This window comes from Halarchaeum sp. CBA1220 (assembly GCF_003721175.2).
Taxonomy (GTDB): domain Archaea; phylum Halobacteriota; class Halobacteria; order Halobacteriales; family Halobacteriaceae; genus Halarchaeum; species Halarchaeum grantii.
The window spans coordinates 333,610-349,119 of sequence record NZ_CP054709.1 but is presented as its reverse complement, the minus strand read 5'-3'; the positions used below and the strand labels follow the sequence as shown (position 1 = coordinate 349,119).

General features: G+C 61.2%; 16 protein-coding genes, 1 pseudogene and 1 CRISPR repeat array (1 of these 18 only partly in view). Of the genes and pseudogenes, 2 read left to right on the top strand and 15 right to left on the bottom strand.

The annotated features are described in order from the left end of the window. A CRISPR array of direct repeats spans nt 1-1,077; the repeat unit is 37 nt; unit sequence GTCGCAGTACGGCAGAAACCCACGCCGGGATTGAAAC; it reaches 341 nt to the left of the window's first position. 114 nt (nt 1,078-1,191) lie between these two features. Next, nucleotides 1,192-2,085, bottom strand: a complete 894-nt coding sequence (locus EFA46_RS14995) for a DNA-binding protein (RefSeq protein ID WP_123079020.1) — start codon at nt 2,083-2,085, stop codon at nt 1,192-1,194. Between the two features lie 511 nt (nt 2,086-2,596). Between EFA46_RS14995 and EFA46_RS14990 the strand changes: the two genes are divergently transcribed. Further along, on the top strand, nt 2,597-3,115 hold the full coding sequence (locus tag EFA46_RS14990) for a hypothetical protein (protein WP_255494137.1): 519 nt from the start codon (nt 2,597-2,599) through the stop codon (nt 3,113-3,115). Between the two features lie 62 nt (nt 3,116-3,177). On the opposite strand, the gene EFA46_RS14985 is transcribed toward EFA46_RS14990, so the two are convergent. The 4 genes and pseudogenes from EFA46_RS14985 to EFA46_RS14970 form a co-directional block, all read right to left on the bottom strand. Beyond that, entirely contained in the window at nt 3,178-3,348 is a 171-nt protein-coding gene (locus EFA46_RS14985; RefSeq protein ID WP_176969914.1) for a hypothetical protein, read from the bottom strand. A gap of 29 nt (nt 3,349-3,377) precedes the next feature. After that, nucleotides 3,378-3,779 carry a type II toxin-antitoxin system death-on-curing family toxin gene (locus tag EFA46_RS14980; protein ID WP_123079297.1) on the bottom strand — a complete coding sequence of 134 codons (402 nt, stop codon included), beginning with the start codon at nt 3,777-3,779 and terminating at the stop codon, nt 3,378-3,380. A gap of 93 nt (nt 3,780-3,872) precedes the next feature. After that, entirely contained in the window at nt 3,873-4,202 is a 330-nt protein-coding gene (locus tag EFA46_RS14975) for a hypothetical protein (RefSeq protein ID WP_123079295.1), read from the bottom strand. 6 nt (nt 4,203-4,208) lie between these two features. Continuing rightward, nucleotides 4,209-4,490 (bottom strand): annotated as a pseudogene (locus tag EFA46_RS14970) (hypothetical protein); the annotation flags it as partial. 417 nt (nt 4,491-4,907) lie between these two features. Here EFA46_RS14970 and EFA46_RS14965 point away from each other — a divergent pair. Next, complete coding sequence (locus EFA46_RS14965) at nt 4,908-5,936, top strand: hypothetical protein (protein WP_255494136.1); 1,029 nt, start codon at nt 4,908-4,910, stop codon at nt 5,934-5,936. Nucleotides 5,937-6,217: 281 nt separating this feature from the next. Here the strand turns inward: EFA46_RS14965 and EFA46_RS14960 are convergent, their stop codons facing one another. The 10 genes from EFA46_RS14960 to EFA46_RS14915 form a co-directional block, all read right to left on the bottom strand. Beyond that, the gene (locus tag EFA46_RS14960) at nt 6,218-7,465 is read right to left on the bottom strand and encodes a glycosyltransferase family 2 protein (RefSeq protein ID WP_123079016.1); all 1,248 of its coding nucleotides are present in this window, start codon (nt 7,463-7,465) and stop codon (nt 6,218-6,220) included. 579 nt (nt 7,466-8,044) lie between these two features. Beyond that, nucleotides 8,045-9,187 (bottom strand): sensor histidine kinase KdpD, encoded by a 1,143-nt coding sequence (locus tag EFA46_RS14955; protein WP_123079014.1) that lies wholly within the window; start codon nt 9,185-9,187, stop codon nt 8,045-8,047. A 107-nt stretch (nt 9,188-9,294) separates the two neighbouring features. Beyond that, a complete protein-coding gene (locus EFA46_RS14950; RefSeq protein WP_123079012.1) occupies nt 9,295-9,555 on the bottom strand; it encodes a hypothetical protein in 261 nt (86 codons plus the stop codon). 136 nt (nt 9,556-9,691) lie between these two features. Beyond that, nucleotides 9,692-10,114 carry a hypothetical protein gene (locus EFA46_RS14945; RefSeq protein WP_123079010.1) on the bottom strand — a complete coding sequence of 141 codons (423 nt, stop codon included), beginning with the start codon at nt 10,112-10,114 and terminating at the stop codon, nt 9,692-9,694. A 90-nt stretch (nt 10,115-10,204) separates the two neighbouring features. Then, nucleotides 10,205-10,762 (bottom strand): hypothetical protein, encoded by a 558-nt coding sequence (locus tag EFA46_RS14940; RefSeq protein ID WP_255494135.1) that lies wholly within the window; start codon nt 10,760-10,762, stop codon nt 10,205-10,207. Next, nucleotides 10,759-11,298, bottom strand: coding sequence for an ArsR family transcriptional regulator (locus EFA46_RS14935; RefSeq protein WP_255494134.1), 540 nt, complete (start codon nt 11,296-11,298; stop codon nt 10,759-10,761). Before EFA46_RS14935 ends, EFA46_RS14940 begins: the two co-directional genes overlap by 4 nt. Before the next feature lie 185 nt (nt 11,299-11,483). Continuing rightward, a complete protein-coding gene (locus EFA46_RS14930; protein ID WP_158604300.1) occupies nt 11,484-11,657 on the bottom strand; it encodes a hypothetical protein in 174 nt (57 codons plus the stop codon). A gap of 300 nt (nt 11,658-11,957) precedes the next feature. Then, nucleotides 11,958-12,236, bottom strand: a complete 279-nt coding sequence (locus tag EFA46_RS14925) for a DUF3006 domain-containing protein (RefSeq protein WP_123079006.1) — start codon at nt 12,234-12,236, stop codon at nt 11,958-11,960. Further along, nucleotides 12,236-13,690 carry a lamin tail domain-containing protein gene (locus EFA46_RS14920; protein WP_255494161.1) on the bottom strand — a complete coding sequence of 485 codons (1,455 nt, stop codon included), beginning with the start codon at nt 13,688-13,690 and terminating at the stop codon, nt 12,236-12,238. Before EFA46_RS14920 ends, EFA46_RS14925 begins: the two co-directional genes overlap by 1 nt. A gap of 555 nt (nt 13,691-14,245) precedes the next feature. Beyond that, a complete protein-coding gene (locus tag EFA46_RS14915; RefSeq protein ID WP_123079004.1) occupies nt 14,246-15,457 on the bottom strand; it encodes a hypothetical protein in 1,212 nt (403 codons plus the stop codon). Between the last annotated feature and the right edge of the window lie 53 nt (nt 15,458-15,510).

The window sequence follows — 15,510 nt, the reverse complement described above, 5'->3', positions numbered from 1 at the left end:
CGTGTACGTACTGATACTGTCGCAGTACGGCAGAAACCCACGCCGGGATTGAAACACCTCCACCGGGTCAAGGTACGCGATCTCCCCAGCGGTCGCAGTACGGCAGAAACCCACGCCGGGATTGAAACCGGGACTTCGCGCGGAACGTCGTCGCGCCGGAGGTCGCAGTACGGCAGAAACCCACGCCGGGATTGAAACCTACCATGGGGAGCGATAGCAACAGTCGGCGTCGCGTCGCAGTACGGCAGAAACCCACGCCGGGATTGAAACCAACTGAACCGCTCACCGGAACCTACGGGGACGTGGATGCGGTCGCAGTACGGCAGAAACCCACGCCGGGATTGAAACTGTCAGTCATTGCTCTCACCCCGCTCAGTATCCGTGTCGCAGTACGGCAGAAACCCACGCCGGGATTGAAACACTCCTCAAGCCACGTCCAGTCAATACTGTCAAGGTGTCGCAGTACGGCAGAAACCCACGCCGGGATTGAAACCTCCACACTCCTCGCACGGTTCCTCGTATCGGTCATGTCGCAGTACGGCAGAAACCCACGCCGGGATTGAAACACGTCTCTAGATACGCACCCGTCCGTGGTTCATACGTCGCAGTACGGCAGAAACCCACGCCGGGATTGAAACCGCCTCCAACCGGTCCACAACACCACCCGTCATGACGTCGCAGTACGGCAGAAACCCACGCCGGGATTGAAACAAGCAGCGCTCGGGCGTCGACGCCGACGATCTCGGGCGTCGCAGTACGGCAGAAACCCACGCCGGGATTGAAACCTGTCTGTGGGGAGACGGCGGCTTCGTCGGCGACCCGTCGCAGTACGGCAGAAACCCACGCCGGGATTGAAACAGGTCGATGGCGCCGGGGACCTCGGCCTTGCCACGGGTCGCAGTACGGCAGAAACCCACGCCGGGATTGAAACACGACGAGTGACGTCACTCCCGCGCCGGCTCGCCGCGTCGCAGTACGGCAGAAACCCACGCCGGGATTGAAACCACGAGCTCTCGCGGCTCTCCCGACTCGGCGCTGGGGTCGCAGTACGGCAGAAACCCACTCCTTTCAGATCTTGGTCGTGGCTGCGCGCGCAGCGACCCTGTGGGAGCGAGCACGGAGCGGAGGGTGGGGCGGTGGGGCTTGGGCCTGGTCCGGCAGACAAAAAGAAAAGAGCCCACGCTGGTCGTCCTACTCCCAGTAGCGCCCGCGCTCAGGGAAATGGAGGTGGGTCCAACCGGTGAACGCGATGGACACCCGGCCTTGGTACCAGTTCTTCGAAGCGCCCCGAACGCGAACGCGCTCACCTTCAGCGATCTCGCGCATCCCGCTCTTCTCCCAACTGGTGAACTTGATCCGTCCCGTCTCGTCCTCGAGCAACCCGACCTGGGCTATCTTCGCGCTGGAGGGCTCCCACAGCTGGCTGACACGACCGTCGACGCTCACCTCGCCACGATCGACGTCTCCGACCCGGTTGATGGGGATGATCTGTCCAGGTGCAGCCTCAAGCGCCTGTTTCACGTCGAGGACGGCCGTGGGGACGTCCGCGCCGTCGAGCACCGCCTGCGCGATTCGCCGACTGATCGCCGCCCGCGACCACCCATCGAAGTCGCCCGCCACTCTGGCCGCCTGCTCGTTCACCGTCCCGAGTTCGTCCTGCGAGAGCATCTCGCGTGGGTCGTGATCGGGGCTCAACGCCCGATCCACGCTCGCCGCCCGCCGCTCGAACTCCCTGTTCCACGCGGCACTTCGTTCGGCCGCGACGTCACGCGCCCGCTCAGCACGCCCGTCCTGCTCGCCGAGTTCTGCCTGTGCGCTGATCCGCTCCAACTCCGCTTCACGCGCCTTGATGCGTTCCTCTTGTGCGAGCGTCACACCGGGAATCCGCTTCTGATTCGCGTCCGCGATTCCCTCCGGGTGGTTCGCGTCCACCTTCGCTTGCGTCTCCTCTTTGACCGTGGCCTGGAACGCCGGCGTCGCCGCCACGACCGTGAAGCCGTCTTCGTCGACCGTCTCCTGCTCGCCATCTTCGAACGCCTGTTCATCTACCGAAACGAGCTTCTGACTCGAGTTCTGACTAGACATCGTCGTTTTCCTCGAAGGCGCTCACGCGCCGACCCGCCGCGATGCTCCACCATCGCGGCCATCTTCACACGACCGACAGTACCGTCTCCGCGCTCTCGCTCGCGCCTTCGTGAGCGCCCCCTCGGGCGCGAGCGAGAGCGCTCGACACAGCGGCCCCAGCCAGCCGCGCGCGGCGATCCGCCGGGAGCGAGCGGCCAGCAGAGTAGGCGTGTGTGGGTGAGCACCGACGGCGCGCAGCCCCACGCGGCTACCTGCTGGCGTCGAAACCAGACGCCCGGAACGGCGACCGCTCGGTCGCCGCATGCCCGGACTGGTCGGTCGCGAGCGAACCGAGCCGCGACCGGCGGCACGCGCCGAGCGCGGCGAACCACCGCGACACGCCGAGCAAACATTTCCCGATGATCAAGACAATAATCGACGTCTTGGAGAGGTCGCTACGATATTCTTGCGAGCATAAATTACGGAAGTGCAAGGAGAAAGCCCCTGTGAGTGCAGATCGCAGAGAGTAGCAATGAGCGAGAATACACCGCCGGATCTGGATCTCACCGGGGAGTGGGATGCGACCCTCGAGGGTCGGCCGGTGAAGGATCGCGTCTACGAGGTTGCGACGACACTCACCTCACCGACGTCAGTCACGGAGATTGCGGAGCGTGTGGACTGCACGAAGGCGGGTGTACGGCCACATCTCGAGTGGTTCGTCGACCTCGGCGTCCTCGAAAAGGTCGTGGACAACCCCGCGCTCTTCGTGCGCAACGAGGCGTCCTTCGAGTTCCGGCGCGTCACTGAGCTCACACGTGAGTTCGAGACCCCTGAGGCAATCGCGGATACGATCGAGGAATACCGAGAACGGGAACGCGAGCTCGCTGCGTCCTTCAAGGCGTCTTCACCGGGTGCGGTCGTACTCGCGGACGTCGACTACGACGACCTCGACGAGGCCTCCGATCAGCTGAGTGAGTGGCGCGCTGTCACGCGGCGCCTGCGTGAACTGCATGAGGCGAAACTCCGCCTCGAATCGCATTTTCCCGCCTGATCGCCTTCAGTCAGTTGGGTACGGCTCTGGGTGGATAGTACACTCAGATGAGTCGCATTGTATCATTCGTCTTCTAAGGCGTCGTAAATCTCGGCATGACGGCGCCCATCGAGCTTGCCCATCTCGAGCGCAATCTCGTGGCGTTCCTCCTCACTCTCCGCCGCCTGGTAGCGCTCGTAGAGCTGCTGGACTTCGTCGTCGACCGACGCCGAGGAATCACTACTGGACGCCATCTCTAGTCACTCATATATGGTGTGGGGATTTATCGGTTGCGCCGAGTACATGCGCGGAAGTAGATGACCGCGGTTTCGATGTCGATGTCTGCTTGCGTGATCGCGAATCGATGGAGGAGCGCACGGACCTCGTCACCGTACTCGAACGTATAGTTGTTCAGCATGTAGAAGACAACAACCGTTCGGAGCGCAGTCCGTTTGTTCCCGTCGACGAACGGATGCTCGGCGACAAGCAACCGCATCAGGTGGACGGCCTTCTCGTGTATCGTCTCAGGGACCTCCCCGAAGAATCCTTCCGAGATGTACTGCAGTGCCGATTCGACAGCGTTCTTCGATCGAACGCCTGGTTCCGTAACGTCTCCTTCTGCGACGACCTGCTCGTGGAGGTCAATGACCAACCCCACAGACGGATAGACGATGTCGTCGCTCACACGAGAAAGTTCATCCAGCAACCAATAGTTGTTTCTCTCGAGGGCCGGCGTCGCCTCGCGCCCCCTCACCAGACAGATCTGACTGTCGCCCACTTAGGCGTCGCGGACGAGGTGCGCTTCGCGCTCGTGCGTCCAGTAGGTCGCGGGCTCGTCCGGACTGCAGCGAGCACAGAGGTGGAGTGGACCTTCGAGATGGCCGAGTTGGACGCGATAGCGGGTGAGGACAGCAACGGCGTCGACAAAACACCCACAGCCGTCGCACGCGAATCGATGTGCATCGTTCGGGTCTGGGTGCTCGCGGAGCGTGCGGTCCACGTAGATCGGATGGGTGACGAGCGCGTTTCGTCCCCACGATCCTGCTTGGCCGAGGCGGGCCTCAGGGCCGGCATCGCAGAACGCACAGCCGACGAGCGTTTGCTGCATCACTTCCTCCGCGTCGGCGTCGCGGCCGGCAGTCCAACCACGGTGGAAGACCGCCAGCTGCGTCAATGAGTCGAACGCGGTACCGCTTGGCTCGTGGATCAATACTTGGTCCTCAGGAACCGGCGTGACGACGTCCGCGTTGACGAGGTCGTTGACCAAGCGTTGGGCCGTCCTGTCGTTGATGTCCCCCGTGTCGATGCAAGCGGCGTCGCGGTCCTGGGCGAACTGTGTTTTCTCGAACTGTTCGTAGTCGCTCCTCGTGTCGTCGTGAAAATCGGAATCCGCCATAATGAGTCATGCCGCGCACGCTGTCGCGCGCTGCATTCCTTCCAGCGCCGATAAACAAGTTCGTGACGTGTGGATTCTGTGCCTTCCGGGATCGACCGGCCGCGAGGATACGCTTTCTCGGGAGAGTGTATTCAATCCACAGAGTTAACCAACACTGTGTCGAAGTCAGCCCGAAGCGTTGGTTAAGAAGTGTTATAGAACTCTCCAGGGGGTTTTGTTTCGATGGCAGCGTTCGGAAATAGCGCGTTAGGTAGGTGTGCGAATGTATCGATAGCAGTTCTATCGGATTCCGTTGATTTTCCACGCAGGTTGCTGCATAGAGGGCGCGTCTTGAGTTCCTGGATTTCTACCGGTACGTCAGTTCGGGATTCCACCTACCAGTAAAATTATTCACTGCCCACGGGTTAATCCAGTTATATGCCCTCCAACAGTCGGCGGCACTTCCTCACAGCCGTAGGCACAGCTAGTCTTGCCGGAATTTCGGGATGTACTGCACTCGGAACCAGTCGTCCGGACGTGAACACCGGCACTAGCCTGGACCAGGATACCAGCCAGGCGCTTGACGAGGAGGCGGTGTATGTTGCTGGCGACGACAACGACCTTCCGACCCCCCCGACAACGACCGGTTCACCCGAAAATGCGGATGTCGTGCTGGCGACCGCGAGCGCAGATCGGACGAAACTCGCCCAGGCGTTTCGCGCCGGGAAACCAGTTGCATTCGCGGGGGGCGGCGCTACAAGTGCCGCTCAGGCCCTCCTCGACAACGTTCGAGAGGAATACTCGTTTGGCATGGAGATGGTGCGAGGGCGCCCCGTCACGGTCGTTGTCGCAGACCCACGTGGTGACACCGTGGAGACGTACACGTTTGTCGGCGAGGGCGGGTGGACCGATCCGATTCTCGACCCGTTCGGATGGGTACTCGTCGGGAGGGTTCCCGAATGTGACACGTTCGTTCCGGAATCGTCTATGGACGATATGTTCGAGTACGCTGGCGCGGCGCACATCGTCGGCCGGCTCCAAACTGGCGAAACGTACGTCTCGCGGTCGGAGGCATCAGTCAGTCGGCAGGATGCTGGTCTCTTCGTTCGTCTCCGGACGAAACTGCACGCCGCAGCGAACGACGGATACGCCATCGAGGAAGCCGTTCGGGAAGCAGATTTTCCAGACGACCAACGGCTCGACGAGGTCTACCCAAACACACACACGCGGAACGGCGTGCAGGTCGCTAATGTGTCAGACACGCTACGGAGTACGTTCGAAATTGAGGTCACACCTGAAAGTTCGCGGGCTCGGAGTGCTCTCACTGGCTGTGGGGGGCTTCGAACAGAGGGTGGACTCGCCTACGACCACCGCACGAGTTTCCAGTGGAAGCAAGACGCCCTCCTTGATACCAACCGCCACTACGGCGGCGCCTCAGGCCGCGGCGAGTGGACATTTACGACCTAACCCCGAGATCCATATCTGATCCCCTCAACAATCCAGTATGGTTAACCGATTCAGCGACGATGAGAGATCACCTCTCAGCCGCTGTTGACGCGACAGACTTGAGCATCAACTCGTTTTCTCTCTTCTCGATGGGTCTGATGAACCTATCCTCTCTATTCAGCAAGCCAATTCTGACAGCTACTGGGTAGATTTCGAATGCACGTGATATAGCGATGCTCTCCCTCTAACGATTCGACCACTGCTGTGACGGTGTGAGTCTGTTTCTATGAGGCCCTCTGGAGTTACTTGCCCCCAACCTTCGTCGTCACGCGGAACGTCTCCGGCGGGTTGAGGATCCCCATGACCGTTCCCATCGAGTGGATGACGGTGATAACCGGCGCCAGCGGGACCGCCAACACCCAATACCGGTAGTCGTCCCCGTAGTAGAAGACGCCGAGGAGGAACCAGCCGAGCGTACACAGCGCCAGTCCCATCGACGCCACGAAGAATAGGCCGGGATAGACGATCGTCACGCTCAACAGCGAGAGCGGGACGACGAGCAGGGTGACGATCGGCGAGAGCGCCCACGCGTAGTTCCGCACCCGGGTGAGGAGTTCGTACCGGCGGGGAAGCATCTTCGACGCCTGGACGTTCCCGGCCGCCCAGCGACGGCGCTGCTGGAGGATCTCGTACAGCGACGGCGGGGCTTCGTTCCGGCAGACCGCGTCCGAGAGCGCGAACGTCACGTCGGACTCCTGGAAGGCCGCCCAGACGAACGCGGTGTCCTCGACGAGTGTCTCCCGATCCCACGTCGTCTGCTCCTCGACCTCCGTTCGAACCGCGATGCCGCCACCCCACGCAAAGAAAGGGATCGAGAGTCGCGCGAACGCGCGCTGCTCGAACTGGACGCCCATCCGGTAGATGTCCGCCAGATAGCTCAGACTCGACCCCGTGCGGCGCGGCTTCTCACGGAACTGGACGATATCGGCGTCCGGAAGCCCTTCGAACGACTCGACGACGCTGTCCTCGTCGAGGTAGAGTACGAACTCCCTCTCACAGCTCAGCGCCTGGCGCGCCCATTCCTGAGCGCGGCCCTTCCGGACGGCACGACAGGAGAACTCCTCCGGCACGACGTGCACGCTGGCCCCGGAGACGTCGATAGGCGACTCCGCGATCACGTGCACGTCGTCGAGCCCCTCCGGGAGGGAGTCGACGGTGTCCTGGACGACGTTGGCGGCGTCGACGGTCATGATACGAACCTGAATCTCGTCGAGGCCGTACTCGGTGGGCGGCGTCTCGTAGCCCGCCCCCATGACGGTCGTGATGACGAGCCAGCTGAGCGCGGTCGCCCCGAAGAGGAGCGTTACACCCCAGAGTGCGAGCCCGAGTAGCGGCGCGAGCCCACCGCTGTCGACGATGGTGGTCGTCGCCGCGGCCTGACTCGGGGCGCCTCCCGGCCCGGAGACGATGGACGGGGCGAACACCGTCGCAACGCCACCGACGAGGAGTGCGACCGTGACTGCGAGTAAGGCGATTCGTTCGGTGTTCATCGTACCTCCCCATTCCCCGCCACCCGTATGAACTGTCCAGACGCTATCGCCGAATTCGAGTGACTTTCGCGTGAGCCGACAGTGTTAATCCCGTCTAATCCGAGTTAATCGCACGACTGAACTGTATTGATACTCGGTAGAGTGTACCACGGGAATATGCCGGGTGGTTACCGGTTACCGGGTACTCGGCTGGTCACGCCCCGCAATTGTGGCGTGCGCATCGGGGTGCGTTCCGAAGTCCGGGAAGTTCAACGCGGGAGTCCGCATCGCACACGTCATCGATTGTCCTCTGCTTGTCTCTCCTGCAGTAGCGACCACAGTAACGCCAGCGAGGGCCCATTGGAGGGGGCTGATACAGCCGTCAGGGAGCGGAGCTACCAAAAGATATACCGCTATCCGGAGAGTTCTATCACCGTCCTCGGTGGCCGATGGCCTCTTCGGGGGGAGACGGCCATCGGACCACACCGGGTAGCAATCGCGCCTTGGTGTGGGGCCATCGGAACCACGCCGAGGACAGTCCTATTGACTGAGTACACTCCTGTCGTGTAACCCTCAGCCGCGCTACGACGTGCCTTGGGGCTACCAATAGGAGTCGACAGGTCCAGATCCGCTCTGTGGGAGTATGATCCGAACGATTGTCCCCTGCGGCTCCTTATCCTTGATTTCAACACGGCCGTCCGACATCTCTGCCACCCAGTAAATGACCCATAGCCCAAGTCCGAGGGTGTGAATGAGTGGTGTTTCTTCAGAGGTGTTGATAGCCTCTCGATCAACACTCGGGATTCCCTCGCCCGTATCCTCGATTTCGATGACAACTCCACTATCGCGGTCCTCTTTCACTGCGACTGAGACGGTGGTGTCAGGTGGATTGTGCTCGAATGCGTTCTCGATCGCCTCCTCGATGGCTAGAGAGAAGGCTGCATTCACCCGCACACGGCAAGACTTCGGAAGGTCCGTAGTAATGGTGCGGTCCGGATACTCCTCGTGGATTCGTGCTTGTTGTGCTTCGATTACCTGCGTCAGATCGAGTTCCCGTTTCTCTTTTTCCTCCCAAATCGAGACGAGCTGCCGGGTACGCTCGGCATTGTCAAGTAGAGACTCCAGACGTTTGCGGATGATTGTGAGCTTCTGCTCTCTCGCTGATGCGGTGGTGTCGCGTTCAAGCTCGTCAAGGTAGCCCAACACGATCGACAATTCGTTTCTGACGTTGTGCCGCATTACTCGTTGGTTGATCTGCAGCAGCTTAGAGAGTTCTTGGGTCTCTTTGAGTGTCTCTTGAGTCTCGACTGCGTATAGACTGCCTCGCGTACCGACTGCTACTCCGAGGGTGCTGGCAAACGATACCAGAAAGGACAGCTCGGTAGGGCCTCCCTCAAGATGCCAGATCAACCAGACAATAACTGCTAGGAGAGCAAACGAAATAGAGACGCCGATTGAGAGATAGAATGACCGCCACTGTCCAGAGTGGGAAATATTACTCTCTGAAAGGTTGTATGCTGTGCGTAATACGACTATTGCAAGGATCCAGATGATCAGTGACTCCAGCAGCGTCCCTATGCCATCCCCCTCAAACACAGCATGCTGTAATCCAAATGCTATGCAAAGGCCACCTAACCCGTAGAACCCATAGCGGGGAGAGATATTGGGGGCCATCATCAACCGTCCTAAGTGTATTTGCTTCAGCCCGCCGTAGTAAAAAACATAGGACGCCTCCTCATACATTATGGACCGGCGTCTCAGGGCGCCCTGTCGTTTCGCTACACGTTGTCTCTCTATCGAGCCGTTCCAACTCTTGGCCGTCTCCGAGAACCCCGTGGGATCGCGTCCCCCTAGTCGAGTGTGGTTTCGGTGACGCGGAGCGTACCGTTGGCTTCGTAGAGATAGCCACGATTCAGCAGGCGCTCGACGGCGTACTCACTATCGCTGTGTTCGGCTGAGAACGTGTCGGCCTCATCGAGGAGTGTATAGGCCTCCTCGTAGGAGAAGTCGCTCTGTGCGCCATCGGCAGCGTCGTGGAGAATCTGATAGGCCTCCTGCACCCACTCCGGGAGTGGCGGCCGTGGGTCGGCTGGGTCAGAGAATCGCGTCATTGGGATTTGATGGGCGTAGACGAATGGACGACCGCGTCGCTTGTGAACCTTCCCACCAACGACGACATCTCCAGTACACAGAGTCTCGTAACCAACATATCACCGAGAAACCGTCCGGTGGTGGTTAAAAATCCGTCTATCGATTCCGGAGGACGTCGACGGGGCGAACCCGACACACGTCGCGGCGTCGCGCCCACTCGCTGTCCTCGATAGTCCGATCGAGTGTGAGTCGGGCGACGAGGTCGTCTTGGACGGTGAGCTGGCCGACGGATGTCTCCCGCCACCCGAGTCGTGGGTCGTACAGCCGCTTCTGGAACACCGCTCCATCCCCCTGCGCGATGTACTGTGTTCGCTTCACGCCGAGAAGCGTCGTCGACGTATACTCGACGCCGACTGGCGAGCGTTTCAGCGTCGAAATGACGCCTTCGACGAACCGCCGGATCGTGAACTCCTCGACGTCGTTGGGCACACGAAGTTGCAGTGGTGCTCGCGGGCGCTGCTCAGTCTCCAGTTCCGCTTCGAGACGCTGCCGATTGCGTCGCTCGTCGTGTTCGTGCATGGTTGCTCGAGGGACCACGCCTCGGCCCCGCTACCCCTCTTGGGGGTGACAAACCCAGCTGTCGGGACGACTAGCCAGCAGTGGGGCGCGCTATTCGTTGGGGAGACGATCCGCGATCAGTTCGAGAACTTCCCAGAGCACGCCGACAGGTGATGTTGCTTCGAGGGACACTGCGTCGTAGTCGTACCCGACGTCGGGCGATGCACGCTCCTGATAGTGTAGGTGGCCTTCAACGTGTGGCGTCGGCTCGAGATGGACGCCACAATCGAATCCCGATGACTCCTGGTAGTGGATGGTGAAGTTCGACGTCAGCGACGTCCGACGGCGATTCTCGAGGCTCGTTCCCGGTGGGAAGCGCGGGTTCGGCTGCCAGGACACACGTAACGATGCTGACGCCGCGTCGCGGCCGAAGTCTGCCGGAGTCACGTCGGCCGTAATCTCGGCGTATTGGCCATCCGGACTTCCGCGAGCGGCGACAACACTGGGGTGTCGTTCGAGTTGCTCGCGGAGTGAGCGCAGGATCCGATGGCGTTTCTCGACGTCCACTCGCGATGTGTCACGACCCCCATCCGGCTGTCGCGGGTGACGGGCGAGCGACCCGTCGAGGTCGGGTTGCGCGACGTGATCGCCCTCCTCATCCGCAGTCATACAAATGCCGAGGGACGTCCAGTATAGGTGTCGTAGTGGTCGATCGCGTCCCGGAGGAGCGACAGCTGGTACCGAGCGGACTCCCAGTCCGCCGCGACCTGGAGACGGTCGTCAGCCTCCTCAAGGCTGACGTCGTCTGTCACCGACGCGCGGAGTTCACGTGGCGTCTCGACGTCGAAGTCCTCCGCCCACGCCGTGATATCCGCCTGGATATCCATCGCCTGCTCGGTGAGTTCCGTCTCCGAGTTCTCTGCGACGAGCTCTTGGATCGCCGTCAGTCGCGTGTAGACCGGATCCGGATAGTACGTCTTCCCGCGCCCCGTGTCGTCGACGACGAGCACCCCGAGGTCGACGAGCCGCTCGAGATGGTTACGCGCCGTCGGCTCCGAGACGTGCGCCTCGTCGGTGATCCAGCCCGCCGTTCGAGGTTCTTCGAGCGACAACGCGACCGACCGTACCCGGTCGAACCCCGTCGTCGCTGCCTTCCACCGCGACACATACTCTGGTTCGTCCCCCTCTTCGCTCGAGTCAGTCATACCACCCACTACATCATCAGAAAATATAATATTTTCCCAGAAAAATAATACACTCTCATTCGGGAGTGGCGATTCAGCCGGACTCAACCCAGTTCTTCGGCCGTCCCCACACCGACGACGCCCCGACGCGGCTTCCCCATCTGCCTCAGCTGCCTCCAGCACAGGCACGACAGCACTATTCTCCATCAGCGTACACTTCTGCCGGGAGTCGTCAGCTCGTCGAAGCCCACGAGTGTGATCCTGTCGTCGAACTGCTGGCGGAGTCGGTCGCCGATACGCCGCGTACTGTCGGTCGATTCGGCCAGTGTCTCGAACGTGTACCAGCTCCAGTCGAGCTTCGTCTCCTCAAGATCACTCATGATCAACTGCACGGTCCACCGCGCTCGCGCCTTCTCTCCTCCCACGACGACCAAGCGGTTGATGTTGCTCGCCCGGTGGCCTCGCCGCGGGCCACGCTGCCGAACAGGAGGGGGGTCCACGGGGGCGTCGAGTTCATCCTAAGAGCGGATGACGAACGCCCGGACGGGCTTGTGGAACTCAGCCTGCGGAAGAGAGTCCCGGCATTCTCACAGCAGCGGGTCGAATCTGTGGATGCAGCCGCCAAATCGCATAATGGATTCGTGACACTCTATCCGCTCCGCTTTGGTCCTCGTGTTTGATTACTCCGCTGAATCGTCACCAAGTCGATTCGAGAGCCGGTCAAACCGCGCCTGTGAATCTGTCTCTCGTTCGGCGGTCTCCTCGGCTAGATAATCCAAGTCGCTAATCTCGTTGTTCTCGATACGGACCTCAAAGACCGCGTCCTCGTGACGCTCCTCGGGAGGAATATCCGCAGCCTCAACGAGATAATCGCCCACGTCTTGGCCGCCTTCTTGAACGACCAGGACTGCATAGTCTCCTTCAAAGCGGTCCAGAACTCCAATAGAGGTTCCGTCCATCAATATGTCTCCTCTATGACGACCTCGCCCGTATCCGTTGTGACGATTACCGTATCGCCGCCGTTATTCCACACCGCACTCCCGTAGCCCCAGTAGAGGTCACGGTCCGTATCGCTTCCGCTCCCGGTGTGTAACGTCACCTGCGCGCCGGCATCTAAGACGAACTCATCGGGGACGGTGTAGGTCTTCCCGGATTCGTCCTGAACCGTCCACCCACCCATATCGAGGGCCGTCTCGCCTGTGTTCTCGAAGACGACGTACTCGTCGTTCAGGTTGGAACTCTCGTCGCCTTCGGCGTCGGCGTGAATCTGAGCGGCTATGAGTGCGCTCGGGTCCGTTCCACCGTCAGCGACTGTCGTCGTTGTTTCTGGGGGCGAGGAATCGATCGGAGCCGTCCCGCCGCCCGTCGCGCTGAAGATGGCACGGCGTTCCACCCCGCCACTCGCGCTCGGCTCAATCGACGTTCCGTCCCGAAGCGAGAGTGGCGCCGTCGGCGCCGACTGCTGGGTCGCGACCGTCACCGCAGAACCGTTGGTCGTGAAGACGAGATCGCCGTGTGTCGCGGTCCAGTACGCGGGAATGTCCCGCTCGGCCAAGCATTGGAGCACCTCCTCGTGGGGGTGGCCGTACTGGCTGTCGTAGGCACTCGAGATGGGGACGACCTTCGCGGTCGCCACATCGAGGAGCGCCGGGCTCGTACTGGAGGAACTCCCGTGATGCCCCGCCTTCAGGACAGTCACGTTGAGCTGCTCTCCGTACTCTTCGACGAGCCACTCCTCCTGTGTTTCTTCGGCGTCCCCCGTAAGCAGGAAACTCGACTCTCCGAACGCGAGTTTGAGGATGACGCTGTTCTCGTTGCGCGCCTCACCGTCGATGTAGGGTTCGGGCGGTCCCAACACCGACACGTTCGCCCCCTCGAAGGGAAGTGTATCGCCCGCTCGCACCTCGTAGAGTGTCACGTCGTACTGTTCGACGGCGTCCAAGTACGCCTGGTAGGTTTGTGTACTCGCCGCGATTCCCGGGTCGTACACCGCGCCCACTCCGTCACCTTCCGTCTCGAAATACTCAATGACGGCGGCATTCCCTCCGATATGGTCGGCGTCGTTGTGGGTCGTGACGAGATGATCGAGGCGGGTGATACCGCGCTCTTGGAGATATGAGAGGACGTACTCGCCGTCGTCGTAGTAGTGACCGGTGTCGATGAGCATCGTCTCGCCGTCGGGGCCAACAACGAGGATGCTCGCGGACTGGCCAACGTTGATGACATGAACGGAGAGTGTGCCGTTCGGGGTGTCCACGGTGGTCGTTCCCGTGGTTGTCGTACTTGGTGCATCAGCTGTCGTGGTCGTGGTTGTCAGGGTGTCTCCACCTGAATTCATCGTCGGGGCGCCGCTACAACCGGCGAACACAACCGCGAACGCGATGACGACGACGAGCAGGGGACGAGAACGCATTATCAGATATGTATCGCAAGCCCTCAAGAGCGTAGTGGCTTCTCCGCCCTGCGTGTCTGTTGTGCTCAACCACCGAACTTAGCCTGTATTATCTGAACACTAATCAGGATAGAGCGCTGACTTTATTGGTGATTGTGGTTTTTTGATTGGGATAAGTCACAGCAGACGGCCACGAGTGCTCGCGGGAGTCCACCCGCCAGCACTTGGACCCACTCCACGAGGCGGGGATAGTTCATCGTCGGAAGACGAGCGGGATCGCTTGCTGGTGACGTCCAGCACCCGGACCCGACCGATATGGTGAGACGGATGCCGCCGAAGAAACCGACGTCCGCTCTGAGTACTGAGAATGCCACAGGACTAGGCGCCAGTGACCGACGACGAACTTGAGGCGGTCCGCGAGGGGGATCCAGAAGCAGCACAAAGAGATTTGCCAAGTTCTTGCGGCCGACCTCGGCGGTGACCCCACAGCCTACGACTCCGAGACATCCTGGCGGAACCGTGGGGATCAGAGTAACACTGCGGCTGTCCCTGATGAGAGCTCCGAGTAGGTCGTGGTCAATCCGAATCGAACCAGCCCTTTGTTCGACCCCACACGGACGACTCCGACTCGTCACCGCGCTCGGTCTCTGTATCCGTCTCTGGCTCCGCCCCTCCCGTATCGAGTTCCCTCTCGAGACGTTCAACCGTTGCCTCCAACTCCGCGATCCGGTCCTCTTTCTCCTCGAGCATGGCTTCGAGCGTCTCGACACGATCTGCCAACACGCGATTCTTCTCCGCGAGATACACCTCCCCACGATCAGCACGCGACGTCGCGCTCTGCCCGTCCGCTTCCACGTCGTCCGCGGTTTGCGACATCTCGGGGTCGTAGAACTCGGACGTCTGTTGGACGGCGCGCTCGATCGTCTTCTCCCCATACGTCGAGCCGTCCGCGTAGTGGACCTCGTCCCACTTCTCACGCAGCAACCCCGACTCGCGGAAGAGCCGATCCATCTGCGTCTGGTCGCCGCCCGTCCAGAACGCGAGCAGACAGCAGAACGCCATATCCGCCTCCGATTGGCTGTCGTACCCGCCGAGACGACCGTTCCATAGCCGCTCGAACTTCGCCCCGTTCGACGCATTCATCGCCTTCTCCACGAGTTCCTCGTCCTCGAGGCCGACGTCACCCGGCGCCGCGTCCGCCGTCGTGGATGCCCCGACGTCGGTATCGTCGGTTGTCCCCTCGTCCGGTTGGACGTAGTCTTGGTGAATCCCACGCAGCGCGTCTTGTCGGCGCGCAATCCGCTCCGGCGTTCCCTCCACATGGTCGCCGGTGACGGTGAAGAACCGCGCTGTCTCGTAGCACTCAACACTCCCACGACGATTCCGCCCGTCCGGAAGATCGCCTTCGACGAGGACGTGAAAGCCCGTTCCCGACGGCGACACCTCCGTATATGAGTCCAACCGCTCAATGATGTCCGCCGCGACGTCGTCGACGGCGCCGCTCTCCGGGTCGCGACAGTCGTCCAAGTCCACTCCCACTAGCGGATCCTCCTCCGAGAACACGAACCCCACGCCGTCCGCGTCCCCCAATTCGACAGCTGCGACCGCTGTCTCGGCGTCCGTCCACGTGATTGCGTCCGTTGCTGACCCGAACCCACCCGTCTCCGGATTCACCGGCACCTTCGTCTCTTTCCCGTCGCGCTCTTCGACCCGCCAGCAGACCCACTGCTTACGCTCATGAAGCTGCGCCGGTACCGCCTCCATCTCGACGCTCGATGTATCGTCCATCGCTAATAGCCTCCAGTCACGACTCTCACTCGACTCCCCGAGTCCGACAGAAA